Origin of the sequence: Bradyrhizobium vignae, from assembly GCF_900324035.1 — a bacterium.
GTDB lineage: Bacteria > Pseudomonadota > Alphaproteobacteria > Rhizobiales > Xanthobacteraceae > Bradyrhizobium > Bradyrhizobium vignae.
Window position 1 is genome coordinate 4,032,789 of the sequence record NZ_LS398110.1, and the last position, 12,403, is coordinate 4,045,191.

Below are 12,403 nucleotides of genomic sequence, written 5' to 3' on the forward strand. Positions count from 1 at the left end.
AACGCGCGTCTCGAAGGATGAAGGCTCCGCTGCTGCAGTTCGGCCTTCATGGTTCGAGACGGCGCTACGCGCCTCCTCACCATGAGGGCTGGCTGTGTCGCGCTAGGCCCGCACATGCGCACCGATCTCTTCGATTTCGACCTGCCCGCCGAGCGCATCGCATTGCGTCCGGCGAGTCCGCGCGACTCCGCGAAGATGCTGGTCGTGGAGAACGGCGCGTTGCGCGACCAGACCATCTCTGACCTGCCGCAATGGCTTAAGCCCGGCGACCAGCTCGTCGTCAACGACACCAAGGTGATCGCGGCGCAGCTGAAGGGCCGCCGCATCGGCCGCGAGACGGAGCCGAAGATCGAAGCGACGCTGATCAAGCGCGTCGACGGCTCGCGCTGGCAGGCGCTGGTGAAGCCGGCAAAGAAGCTTGTTGCCGGCGATCGCATCCGCTTCGGTAATGAAGGCAAGGTCTGCCTGCTCGGCCACCTCGACGCCGACGTCGAGGCCAAGGGGGCAGAAGGTGAGGTGACGCTGTCGTTCTCATTCCACGGCCCGGCACTCGACCAGGCCATCGCCGATCTCGGCAGCCCGCCGCTACCACCCTACATCGCTTCCAAGCGCACGCCTGACGACCAGGATTTTGCGGATTACCAGACCATGTTCGCGGCCAACGAGGGCGCAGTTGCAGCGCCGACCGCGGGTCTGCATTTCACGCCCGCGCTGGAGCAGGCGCTGCGCGCGCGCGACATCGGGATCAACCGCGTGACGCTGCATGTCGGGGCAGGGACCTTCCTGCCGGTCAAGGCCGAGGACACCGAGGGCCACAAGATGCACGCCGAGTGGGGCACCATCTCGGCCGAGGTCGCGGAGCGGCTCAACAGCGCGCGGAAAAATGGCAGGCGGATCGTCGCGGTCGGCACGACGTCATTGCGTCTGCTCGAAAGCGCGGCGAGCGAGGACGGCATGATCCAACCGTTCGCGGCCGAGACCTCGATCTTCATCACGCCGGGTTATCACTTCCGCGCCGTCGATGTCCTGATGACCAATTTTCACCTGCCGAAGTCGACACTGTTTATGCTGGTGTCGGCGTTTTCGGGGTTGGAGACCATGAAGCAGGCCTATGCGCATGCGATCGCGAATGGTTACCGGTTTTATTCGTACGGGGATGCGTGTTTGCTGTTTCCGTCGGTGCCGTAGGCGACCAACGCAAACCCATCGCCGTCACCCCGAGGTGCTCGGCTCTTCGGCGAGCCTCGAAGGGCGACGGCCCGGCTGCTGCATCTCGGCCGCTCATCGAGGCTCACCATGCAGCGCCTGGCGCGGCATGGTTCGCACCTCAGGATGACGGATCGACGGGCGTGCTCCGTTACGCCATCACCCGCTGCGGCAAGAGCTCCGCGATCTGCACCGCGTTCAGCGCCGCGCCCTTGAGCAGCTGGTCCGCCGCCACGAACATCGAGATCGAATGCCCGCTAGCGTCGCTGAGGTCCTTGCGGATGCGGCCGACCAGCACGTCGTCCTGGCCCGAGGCGTCGATCGGCATCGGGAAGTAGTTCTTGGCGCGGTCGTCGACGACCTTCACTCCGGGCGCCTGCGCCATGATGGCGCGGACCTGGTCTTCGGTGATCGGCTGCTCGCATTCGAAGGTGATGGCCTCGCAATGGGCGCGCAGCACCGGTACGCGCACGCAGGTGACGCCGACGGCGATGCTGTCGTCCTCGAAGATCTTGCGGGTCTCCTTGATGACTTTGGTCTCTTCGTCGTTGTAGCCGGTCTCGGGATCGACGGCCGTGTTGTGATTGAAGAGATTGAAGGCGTAGGGGTGCGGCATCACCTTGGGCGTATAGACCTGCCCGTTGAGATTGGCGCGGGTGGACTCGACGAGCTCCTCCATCGCGGCGGCGCCGGCGCCGGAGGCCGCCTGATAGGTCGAGATGATCACGCGCTTGATCCGGTTCTTCTGATGGATCGGCCACAGCGGCACCAGCGCGGTGATCGCGGCGCAGTTCGGGTTCGCAATGATGCCCTTGTGATCGCGGATGCGGTTCGCGTTGATCTCGGGAATCACCAGCGGCACGTTCGGGTCCATGCGGAAGGCGGAGGAATTGTCGACCACGACCGCGCCCGACTTGACCGCGATCGGCGCATACTTCCTGGAGATGCTGCCGCCGGCGGAGAACAGGGCGATATCGACACCTTCGAAAGACCGCTCGGTCAGTTCCTCGATGACGACGTTCTGGCCGCGGAACGACACCGTCTTGCCGGCGGAGCGGGCGCTCGCCAGCGCCTTGAGCTTACTGATGCGAAAGCCGCGCTTGTCCATGGCGGCGATGAATTCGGCGCCCACCGCACCGGTGACGCCGACAATCGCGACGACGGGATCGTTACTCACTTTGTCCTCCGTTGAATTTGCGAATTAGACAACAAAAAAGCCCCGGACCATCGAGGGCGGGGCTTGCCGTAGAGCTGATGCGTTTAAGTCGACGACCTACGTGCGCACGCCTCCCCGGGCCCCTGAGGCCGTGGTGGTTTTGGTCGTGCGTTTGGTGATCGTGAACATGGCGGCGACTTATGCGGGAGAGTCTTGCGTCCGTCAATGGGTTTTCGGCGGGAACGTGGCAGCGCGGGGACCTGTCGCTATTTGGCCCGGGCAGCCGGCGGCTCCAGGATGACCTCCTTGAGGTCGTCGCCGCTGATCACGACGATCGCAAAATTGAGCCGGCCGCGTTCGCGCACCAAGCCGCCGCTGATGGCCTTGCCCGAGGCTGCGCGCTCGGCGACGCGTACGGCGTCGGCGAGGCGGTGCCTGATCGCACCGAGCGCGGCGAGATTGCTGCGGTCCTCGTGGTCGAGCTCAGTGAGGGGGAGGGCGGCCTCCCCGCCGACCAGCTCGCCCGTCGCAGCATTGATGGTGTGGCGCCAGATTCGGTCGTTGTGCAGGGTCTTGACGCGGTAGACCGGCACGCCCGAGGCGCCGTCGAAGCTCACATCCGCCGTCGTGGCGCCGGCATGGCGGGCTTCCGCGATCGCCATGGCCTGGCTGATCGTGATCGACGAGCTGCGGAATCGTTCTATTTCGCGGCTGACCGCCTGGCGGTCCGCTTCAGCATCACCATCTGTCTCGCTGTGAAGCGCGGTCGGCGTGCCCGCAGTCACGATTGCCTGCGCCGGCGCGGTGATGAGCAGCGCGGGCAAGGCGATCGCAAGCAGTTGCGAGGTCCATCGTTTGGCTGTCGTCATGCTCGAAACCCTCGGCCAGCGAGTGTGCCGGATGATCGTAAAGAATTCGCGGCCGGCCTTGGGCATCGGCCGGCCGCGGAGCGCCGCGGCGGGCTATACCCGCCGTGACGATCGAAGCGGTCCGGACCTCTTTGGGGCTGGTGAAAAAGCGATCCGTACCCGGCTTATAACTAAACCATACCGTATCGTTTTATTTTGGTCAACGCTGCCGCGCGGTCCCCTTTGGGGAAAGATCGCAAGCTCACGGAATTGTCAGCGGGAGGAGCGGCGCCGTGGCGTGACTTTGGGGGCGTCCTGGACGCGGTCGGGGGGCCCCAGCGCGCCGGCCAGGAACAGCTTGATCGCCGCGCGCATGCGCTTTTCGGCGGCCTTCAGCTCCAGCGCCGTCCCGAACGTCGCCATGCGGTGGGTGTGACCGACGACGACGTCGAGGAATACCTCGGCTGCAATGGTGGTGTCTTCGACATCGAGCGCACCTTGCGCCACCAGATGGTCGAAGAAGCGCGCGGTGGTGGCGACGGCCTTGAGCCAGCCTTCCTCCTTGCCGAGCTTGGCGACGTCGGGGAAGTTGATGGCCTGCGACGTCATCATGCGGCTGAAGGCGACGGCGTCGGGACCGCAGGTGAAGGTCAGCATCTCGCGCCCGATCTCGACCAGCCGCTGCTCGACCGAGATGTTCGAGGCGCTGGAGAGCTGTGTCTCCGCCGCCGCCGAGAGCGGCGCGAGCCAGCGCGCGATCTCGCGCCTCAGCACGGCCGCAAACAGCCCGCGCTTGTCGCCATAGCGGGAATAGACCGTGGGCTTGCTCACCCGCGCGGCTTCCGCGACCGCGTCGAGTGAGGTCGCATCGAAGCCGCGGTCCAGGAACAGGCGGGTGGCGACCTCGATCAGCCGCTGATCGCGCTCGATCGCGGCTGACTTCGTCGGCCGGCCGCCGCGCGATTTCGGCACCTCGCGCCGTGGCGCTGCCGGTCTCGTCCTGGTCGCAGTCAATCCCATGCCCAATGATTCCTGCGCGTTTCTGACAGTCGTCTTTGCTCTATAACGCGCAGCAATCGAGGCGTCATCGCGAATCTGGCCGAATTGGCCGTATCGTCAACGGTCTCGATCCGCCCCCGTTCCGTCGTGCCGGCTTACGGAAGCGTCGAGGTCCAGGCCCGCCCGGATGCGGCCTTCTCGTATCCGTACTCATACAGCGCCCGCATATAGACGGTATCGAATCCTTCCGACGGCGGCGCCGGGTAATCGCGCGCGATGTAGGAGAGATGGAAGCCCAGTCGGTTGCGCTTGGCGAAATCGTAAGTCGAGAAGATGATCGACCGCGTCTGCGATTGGGTGATCGCCGACAGGCTCCGTGAGGCAACGTCGATGGTGCCGTTGGAGACGAGCTCGAAGTTGCGTTCGATCTTCTTGTTGACGAGGATGTAGATGTCCATGTTTGCATTGCCGGGCAGGCGGCTGCTCTGGAACAACAGGGCTTCCGGCAAGGTGAGCACCGGCGCCGTCACGCCGCCGTCGACATGCATCTCCTGAAACCGGCGGCCCTGGCCTTCGGCATCGATCATGATCGGCGGAAACACCAGGGGAATGCTGGCGGAAGCCGCCATCACGTCGCGAAACAGTTTCAGGGCCTCGGGCGTTCCAACAGCGGCGATCTTGCCCATGTCCCAGATCGCGGTCCGCTGGGTGTCGAGATCGGTCGTCACCACCAGTAGCTTCCGGCCGTTCGCGTGCTCGCGCGCGACCTGCGCCATGATTTCCGGACCTACATAGCGCGCGACGAGCTCGCGCAGCCTTGTGTTGCCGAACAGGCCGGATCCGAACAGCACGCGCATGATGCTGGGATCGTTCAGGAGGCTCTCCGCAATGCCGCTGGTGTAGACCTCCTTCAGCGTGTCGTCATATTGCGGGCCGAGAAACGCGAAGGGCGCGATCAGGCCGCCGGTGCTGACGCCCGAGACGACCGAGAAGGTGGGGCGGGTCTTGGCCGCGGTCCAGCCGTTGAGCACCCCGACGCCATAGGCGCCATCGGCGCCGCCGCCGGAGAGCGCCAGATAGGTTTTCGTCGTGGCGCTGGTGCCCTTCTCAAAGCTGAATTTCGTGATGGGCTCGTCGGCGTAGCGCCTGAGGCCGTCGATATCCAGCACGCGCGAGACGCTGGCTTCAGCGGCCGTGTAGGGCGTACGCGGCAGGGAGGTGCAGGCGCCGAGCGCAAGGCTGCACATAAGGACCAGCAATTCGACCAGGCTGACACCTGTCTGCCTGATCCGGTCACGCGAGGAGACGGATGCGTCGGTCGAACACGAAGGATACGGCATTGTCGGTGGCTGGCGATCACGCATCTAGCGCCGCCGGCAAAATTCACCGCGGCATCTCGTCCAGCCCCCATGACGAAACTATACTGTATCGTTTTGTTCGACAAGAGGGACAAGCAATATCCTCGCGCTGCTTGCTGTCCCGGTCTGAAGCACAAACGGGCCCCGAGCGCGGCCTTGCGGGTTGATCGGCTCCCTCCGACAAGCAATAAGCACCGCCATGAATCCCGACGATGACGTACCCAATCACTTTGAGTTGCTCGCCACCGATGGCGCCGCGCGCACCGGGCGGCTGACCACGCCGCACGGCGTGGTGCGGACCCCGGCCTTCATGCCGGTCGGCACCGCCGGTGCCATGAAGGGCATGCACTGGCGCGAGGTGCGCGATGCCGGCGCCGATATCGTGCTCGGCAACACTTACCATCTGATGCTGCGTCCGAGCGCCGAGCGGATCGCGGCGCTCGGCGGTCTGCAGCGGTTCACCGGCTGGAACGGTCCGATGCTGACCGATTCCGGCGGCTTCCAGGTGATGTCGTTGTCGGATCTGCGCAAAGTCAGCGAGAACGCCGTCACGTTCCGCTCGCATATTGACGGTGCCAAGGTCGAGCTGTCGCCGGAGCGCTCGATCGAGGTGCAGCGTTTGCTCGGCTCCGATATCGCCATGCAGATGGATGAATGCGTGCGGCTGCCGGCCGAGCACGCGGACATCGAGCGCGCCATGCAATTGTCGTTGCGCTGGGCGGAAAGAAGCAAGCGCGCCTTCGAGAGCGCGCCCGCAGGCTACATGCTGTTCGGCATCGTGCAGGGCGGCGACGTGCCGCAGCTTCGCCACGCGAGCGCCAGAGGCCTGGTCGCAGTCGGCTTCCACGGCTATGCGATCGGCGGTCTTGCCGTCGGCGAGCCGCAGGCGGTCATGCTGGCGATGATCGACGAGACCGCACCGCTGCTGCCGAGAGAGCGGCCGCGCTACCTGATGGGCGTCGGCACGCCCGACGACATCCTCGAAGCGGTGAAGCGCGGCATCGACATGTTCGATTGCGTGATGCCGACCCGCAATGGCCGGCACGGCGTCGCGTTCACGCGCTTCGGCCAGGTGAATCTGCGCAATGCACGCCACGCCGACGATCCGCGCCCGCTCGATGAAGAGAGCTCATGGCCGTCGACGCGCAACTGCGCGCGCGCCTACCTGCACCATCTCGTCAAGGCGGGCGAAACGCTGGGGGCGATGCTGCTGTCCGAAATCAATGTCGCTTACTACCAGTCCCTGATGCGGGGCGTCAGGGACGCGATCGCACACGGAAAGTTCGACGAATTCTATCAGCGCACGCGCGAGGACTGGGCGAGGGGCGACATCGCCCCACGCTAGATCAGTTGCAAGTGAAGCGATGCTTCACGGCGTGCTTGGTCACGAAGCCGTAGCCGCAATTATCGCAGGTCCAGAGATAGCTGATCACGTGGTCCGACACGTAGGCGGATGCTTCGGCGGCGACCATGGAGTCGGCGCAGACAGGGCAGGTGGGCAATTCGCTGCAACGCGGATCGCGGTTGGTCGCGACGGTCGACAACACTTCAGCAACTGCTGACATCGCGGTGACCTCCCTGCTTTGAGACGTAAGTCTAACATAAGCAGAACCAGTTGACGAGATCGCAACACAAATGCGTTGGTTTTCTGATCGCTGCCGCTCACGTGATTTTGCGATGCAGCGTATTTAGCATGTGCCGCATTGTCGCTTGCGTGTCGCCGCAAGCTGTCTGTAACTGCCAGAATGGTCGCGACAGAAGCACAGATCGTCGCCATAGGAGTTCATCATGGACGCATCGTCCACCACGGGTGCAGCGCACCAACCCGGCCGCGGCCGGATCTATGACTCGATCGTCGATGCCTTCGGCAACACGCCCATCGTGCGCTTGCAGCGACTGCCGCGCATGCACGACGTGAACGCGACCATTTTGGCAAAACTTGAATATTTCAATCCCGCGGCAAGCGTGAAGGACCGCATCGGCGCGGCCATGATCATCGCCATGGAGAAGGCGGGCATCGTCAAGCCCGACACCGTGCTGATCGAGCCGACCTCCGGCAATACCGGCATTGCGCTCGCATTCGTGGCGGCTTCGCGCGGCTACCGCCTGAAGCTGGTGATGCCGGAATCGATGTCGATCGAGCGACGCAAGATGCTGGCTTTTCTCGGCGCCGAGCTGGTGCTGACGCCGGCAGCGCAAGGAATGAAGGGCGCGATAGCGGCCGCCGAGGAGCTGTTGAAGACGACGCCGAACTCGGTGATGCCGCAGCAGTTCAAGAACCTCGCCAATCCCGAAGTGCACCGCCGCACCACCGCGGAGGAGATCTGGAACGACACCGGCGGCAACATTGATTTCTTCGTGGCCGGCGTCGGCACCGGCGGCACGATCACCGGCGTCGGCCAGGTGCTCAAGCCGCGCAAGACCTCGCTGCGTGTGGTGGCGGTCGAGCCGGAGGAGAGCCCGGTGCTGTCGGGGGGACAGCATACCCCGCACAAGATCCAAGGGATTGGCGCCGGCTTCGTCCCCGACATCCTCGATCGTTCCGTGATTGACGAGATCGTGAAGATCAACTCGACGACGGCGATCGAGACTACGCGCGCGCTGGCGCGGCATGAGGGCATTCCGGGCGGCATCTCCTCGGGCGCGGCGATCGCGGCCGCGCTGCAGATCGGCAAACGCCCCGAAGCTGCGGGAAAGACGATCCTGGCGATCGTACCGTCCTTCTCCGAGCGCTATCTTTCGACGGCTCTATTCGAGGGAATCTAGGACATGGCAGATCAACCGAGGCGGCCGCGTACGCTTGGCGATGCCAGAACGGAGGCCGAGGCGGCGTTCAAGAAGGTGACGGCGAAGGTCGCCGCGGCGCCGCCCAAGCAAAACGCCGTTCCCGGCATCAAGGAGCAGGTCACGCTCCGCATTGACCAGGACGTGCTGGAGTTCTTCCAGGAGGGCGGTCCCGGCTGGCAGGACCGTATCAACGAGGCGCTGCGGAAAGCGGCGGGGAAGTCGTAGCCAACATCGTCGTCGAGCGCAGCGACGCAATCCAGAATCTTTCCACGGTTGACAGCCTGGATTGCTTCGTCGCAAGGGCTCCTCGCAATTGTCGATGTTCAATAATTCGCTGATTGGATCGCGGTGGTCTTGGAAGGCGAAAGCCTTGGGAGTTTGTCCTGCCAAGGCCTGATGGGGTCTGTGGTTGTTGTAGTAGACGAGGTACTCGAACAGTTCATTGGCGAAGTGGTCCAGGTTGTCGAAGGTCGCGCCGTCGATGACGTCGTCATCGAGGGTACGCCAGAAGCGTTCGACCTTGCCGTTGGTCTGCGGCCGATAGGGCCTGGTGTAGCGGTGCTTGATGCCGAGCTCGAGCAGCATGGCCTCGAATGGATGCTCGGCCGGCTTGGTGCGGGCGGCGAACTCGGCGCCGTTGTCGGACAGGATTTCCTGGAAGACGAGCCCATAGGTGACGTTGAGGGTGTTGATCATCTTCAGGGTCTTGAACATGACCGGCAGCGCCTTCTTGGATGTCAGGACCTCGGCCCAGGCCAGACGCGAGCAGCTGTCGATCAGGCTGATGATGTAGGCCGTGACCGGGGGTGGCGCGAGGAACATATCGCGCGGCAATTGATGCAGATCGACGTGGCCCAGCTCCCCGAGCTTGTCCTTGATAATACGGCGTTTCTCCTCGCGCATCGCCGGCGTGCGGCGGTTCAGGCGGTGGCGCTTCAGCACCCGGTAGATCGTGATCGGCGAAGGTACCGTGTCGCGCGTTTCGCGCAAGACGGCATGAATCTCATAACGGTTCATCCCCCGCTTGCGATGGGCGACGATCTCCGCCTCGATCCCTTCCGGCTCGCGCCGTTCCCGCCACTTCGGGCCGCGCCGCCGCGGCAGCAGATCCGCGTCCTCGCCGCTCTGCAGATAGCGATTGTAATACTTGCGGAACGTCTGCGAGCAGGTCCCGTGGTGCCGGTAGAAGTCGCCGACCCGCTTGAACAGCGGCGATCGGCCAGCCTTCACCGCCTCATACTCCGAAATCAGAAAACGCCACTTCTGCAGATAGTTGCGTTCAACCGTTCGGTCATAGCTGTTGTCTCGCATCGGATCGTTCCTCCGCTGGAGCGATCCAATCAGCGAATTATTGAACATGCACAGCAATGACGGAGCATGCTGCGACGCCGTCGTGCCAACGAAAAGCCCGGCGCGAGCCGGGCTTTTGTGTTGTCAATTTGGCTTCGTTTCAGTGGCGGAACATGCCGCCCATCATGCCGCCGACGACACCGCCGACGAAGGCGGCACCGGCAGCATCGCCGGGGCTGCTGCGTTGAGGGGCCGGCGCCGGCGCGCTGCTGGGAGGCGGAGCGCTGGCGCGCCGGGCCGCCTTCTGGCCGTTGTCGCTCGCAACGGGCGGAGCGGCCACGACCTCCGAGAGCAGGGCCTTGTGCTGGTGCTTGTTGAGGTAGCCGGACGATGGATAGCCGCGCGCTGCCTGCCAGCGCTTGATGACCGCACGGGTCTCGTCGCTGAACACGCCGGTCTGCTTGGTGTCGAAGCCGAGGCCGGTGAGGCGGCGCTGCACGTCGCGGCGCTGGGCCTTGTCGAGGCCGATCTGGTCCTCGGTGAGCTGGGTGGCCTCGTCGGTGAAGGTCGCAGGATCGACGCCGGCGTTGAGCGTACGGGTCGCGGTCGAGGGTCCGCTCTTGATCGCCGCGAGCCGTGCCAGCGCCAGCGCCTTGAACTGACCGTTCGGATAGGCGGAGAGATAGGCGTTGAGCTCCTCCGGCTTGTTGGACTCCTTCACCGAGCGCCAATATTCGAGCTCGACACCGTCCGAGCTCCCGGCCGCCGCCGGCACGACCGCGGAAGCGGTCGGGGCCGCGTTGGCGACCTGGGTCGTCGGGGCTTGGTTGAGATAGACCGAGCCGGTCAGGTTGGTGTGGCCCCAGGGCAGCTGGCTCTTGCGGGTCTCTTCATTGACCTGGGCGCGCACCGCCGTCATCGCCTGCTGGATCTCGACGCCGGGCTTGGTGATGTTGTCGATCAGTGCACGGGTGAACGGGCTGTTGTTGCCCTCCTGGCCGTCGAGCGCGGTCTGGCCCGGGCCGGTCGCGAACGCGATCAGCGTGCCTTCGCCGGACTTCATCTCGGCCAAACCGCTCTGGACGTTGACGCTGCGGGTCGCCGAGTTCGACTTGATCTTGGCGGCGAATGGATTGTCGCGGCAGGCATCGAGGAAGACGAGCTTGACCTTGGCATCGGCCATGGTCTGCTCGAGCGTCAGGTCGATGTTGATGGCGGCCCCCAGCTTGACGTCCATCTCCGATTTGATGTCGGCATCGACAGGCAGGAGATAGTTGGTGCCGCTGACGGCGATGCCGTGCCCGGCATAATAGAACAGCGCGATGTCGGAGCCCTGCGCCTTGCGGCCGAAATCGAGCAGCTTCTCCGTCATCTGGTCGCGGCTGAGGTTGGAGCCTTCGATCACCTCGAAGCCGACATTGCGCAGCGTCGCCGCCATCGCCTTGGCATCGATTGGCGGGTTCGGCAATTGCGCGACGTTCTTGTACGAGCCGTTGCCGACCACGAAGGCGACGCGGCGGTCAGCCTTGGCGGCACTGACCGACAGGGCCATGCACATCAGCGAAGCGAGGAGGGTGAGATAGCGCATTCTGAAATCCCCAGAATCGAATTGCAGGCAGCAACAAATCGGCAACGAAGCTACACGAAGTGCCCGACTTCGCGCCACCAAAACGGCAGTCCGTTGCACCAACCCGCTGCTGTGTGGCCGAATGTGCACGATGGAGGGACACTCCAACGTGACCCAAATCACACGGCCACTTCGTTTTGTCGCGCGAGGTGGCGCGAGGTTCACTGCGCGCGAGCGGGAACCGGCGAAGCGGGCTTTAAATTCAGGAGATTGCCGAAAAGGATCAGCGCCGCACCGAGTACGGTCCAGGCGTCGAGCCGCTCGGAATACAGCAACCAGCCGGCGGTTGCGGTCAGTGGGACCCGCAGGAAGTCCATGGGAACCACGATCGTCGCGTCGGCGTAGCGCATCGCGCTGGCGAGGCAGTAGTGCGAGAATGTGCCGCAGATGGCGATCACGCCGACCCAGGCCCAGACATAGACCGATGGCCACGTCCAGACGAACAGCGTCGGAACGAAGCCTGCGACCGATTGCACCACCAGCATCCAGGACAGGATCGAGAGCGCGCTTTCGGTGCGGGTCAGCGATTTGACCAGGGCCATCGAGACGCCAAATCCCATGGCGGCCCCGAGCGCGATGAGCTGGCCCGGATTGATCTCGCCAGTAGCCGGCCGCACGATCATGATCACCCCGACGAGGCCGAGCACGATGGCGGTGATCTTCCATGGCGTCATTCGCTCGGACAGGAAGCTTGCCGCGAGGAGGGCCGTCCAGATCGGCATGGTGAACTCGATCGCCACCACCTGGCCGATCGGGATCAGCGTCAGCGCGAAGAACCAGCCGAGCTGGGCGACGTAGTGCACCAAATTGCGCCCGACATGCTGTGGCAGGCGCGATGTCTTGAGCACCTTCAAGCCGCCGACGCGGTAGATGATCGGCGAGAGCAACAGGAAGCCGACCAGCGACCTCACTTCCATGATCTGAAAGACATTCAGCTCGCGCGTGGTCTCGCGCCCAGCCACCGCCATGATCAGCATCAGCGACAGCCAGCCCGCCATCCACAGTGCAGCCATCGTTTTGGACGGTGTCGTGCTCATTGCTGGCGGATGCGGAAGGGTGAAATTCCGAAGGGACGGCTGGTATCGGCGACGTCGCTGCCGTTTGCAACGGCCAAATCTGCGGATGCAGCAAT

Annotated in this window: 11 protein-coding genes and 1 pseudogene; 4 read left to right on the top strand and 8 right to left on the bottom strand. The window is 64.3% G+C overall.

What is annotated here, in order from left to right; translation table 11 throughout:
- The first annotated feature begins 114 nt into the window (after positions 1 to 114).
- Positions 115 to 1,188 (top strand): tRNA preQ1(34) S-adenosylmethionine ribosyltransferase-isomerase QueA, encoded by a 1,074-nt coding sequence (gene queA / locus BRAD3257_RS19630; RefSeq protein WP_122403171.1) that lies wholly within the window; start codon positions 115 to 117, stop codon positions 1,186 to 1,188.
- A gap of 169 nt (positions 1,189 to 1,357) precedes the next feature.
- Here the strand turns inward: queA and BRAD3257_RS19635 are convergent, their stop codons facing one another.
- The 4 genes from BRAD3257_RS19635 to BRAD3257_RS19650 all read right to left on the bottom strand — a co-directional run bounded on the left by BRAD3257_RS19635 (position 1,358) and on the right by BRAD3257_RS19650 (position 5,573).
- Positions 1,358 to 2,383, bottom strand: coding sequence for an aspartate-semialdehyde dehydrogenase (locus BRAD3257_RS19635; RefSeq protein ID WP_122403172.1), 1,026 nt, complete (start codon positions 2,381 to 2,383; stop codon positions 1,358 to 1,360).
- A 245-nt stretch (positions 2,384 to 2,628) separates the two neighbouring features.
- Positions 2,629 to 3,231 (bottom strand): PepSY domain-containing protein, encoded by a 603-nt coding sequence (locus BRAD3257_RS19640; RefSeq protein ID WP_162500269.1) that lies wholly within the window; start codon positions 3,229 to 3,231, stop codon positions 2,629 to 2,631.
- Positions 3,232 to 3,483: 252 nt separating this feature from the next.
- Entirely contained in the window at positions 3,484 to 4,230 is a 747-nt protein-coding gene (locus BRAD3257_RS19645) for a TetR/AcrR family transcriptional regulator (protein WP_122403174.1), read from the bottom strand.
- Positions 4,231 to 4,364: 134 nt separating this feature from the next.
- Positions 4,365 to 5,573 carry a patatin-like phospholipase family protein gene (locus BRAD3257_RS19650; RefSeq protein WP_122403175.1) on the bottom strand — a complete coding sequence of 403 codons (1,209 nt, stop codon included), beginning with the start codon at positions 5,571 to 5,573 and terminating at the stop codon, positions 4,365 to 4,367.
- 193 nt (positions 5,574 to 5,766) lie between these two features.
- Between BRAD3257_RS19650 and tgt the strand changes: the two genes are divergently transcribed.
- Positions 5,767 to 6,912, top strand: a complete 1,146-nt coding sequence (tgt, locus tag BRAD3257_RS19655) for a tRNA guanosine(34) transglycosylase Tgt (RefSeq protein WP_122403176.1) — start codon at positions 5,767 to 5,769, stop codon at positions 6,910 to 6,912.
- A 1-nt stretch (position 6,913) separates the two neighbouring features.
- Here tgt and BRAD3257_RS19660 read toward each other — a convergent pair whose 3' ends face one another.
- Positions 6,914 to 7,132, bottom strand: coding sequence for a hypothetical protein (locus BRAD3257_RS19660; protein WP_122403177.1), 219 nt, complete (start codon positions 7,130 to 7,132; stop codon positions 6,914 to 6,916).
- A 223-nt stretch (positions 7,133 to 7,355) separates the two neighbouring features.
- Between BRAD3257_RS19660 and cysK the strand changes: the two genes are divergently transcribed.
- Positions 7,356 to 8,333 carry a cysteine synthase A gene (gene cysK / locus BRAD3257_RS19665; RefSeq protein WP_122403178.1) on the top strand — a complete coding sequence of 326 codons (978 nt, stop codon included), beginning with the start codon at positions 7,356 to 7,358 and terminating at the stop codon, positions 8,331 to 8,333.
- Between the two features lie 3 nt (positions 8,334 to 8,336).
- Entirely contained in the window at positions 8,337 to 8,579 is a 243-nt protein-coding gene (locus BRAD3257_RS39735; RefSeq protein ID WP_129143470.1) for a BrnA antitoxin family protein, read from the top strand.
- Between the two features lie 150 nt (positions 8,580 to 8,729).
- Here BRAD3257_RS39735 and BRAD3257_RS41975 read toward each other — a convergent pair.
- The 3 genes and pseudogenes from BRAD3257_RS41975 to BRAD3257_RS19680 form a co-directional block, all read right to left on the bottom strand.
- Positions 8,730 to 9,713 (bottom strand): annotated as a pseudogene (locus BRAD3257_RS41975) (integrase core domain-containing protein); the annotation flags it as partial.
- Positions 9,714 to 9,804: 91 nt separating this feature from the next.
- Complete coding sequence (locus BRAD3257_RS19675; RefSeq protein ID WP_122403180.1) at positions 9,805 to 11,232, bottom strand: caspase family protein; 1,428 nt, start codon at positions 11,230 to 11,232, stop codon at positions 9,805 to 9,807.
- A 200-nt stretch (positions 11,233 to 11,432) separates the two neighbouring features.
- Complete coding sequence (locus tag BRAD3257_RS19680; RefSeq protein WP_122403181.1) at positions 11,433 to 12,308, bottom strand: DMT family transporter; 876 nt, start codon at positions 12,306 to 12,308, stop codon at positions 11,433 to 11,435.
- Positions 12,309 to 12,403 lie beyond the last annotated feature (95 nt).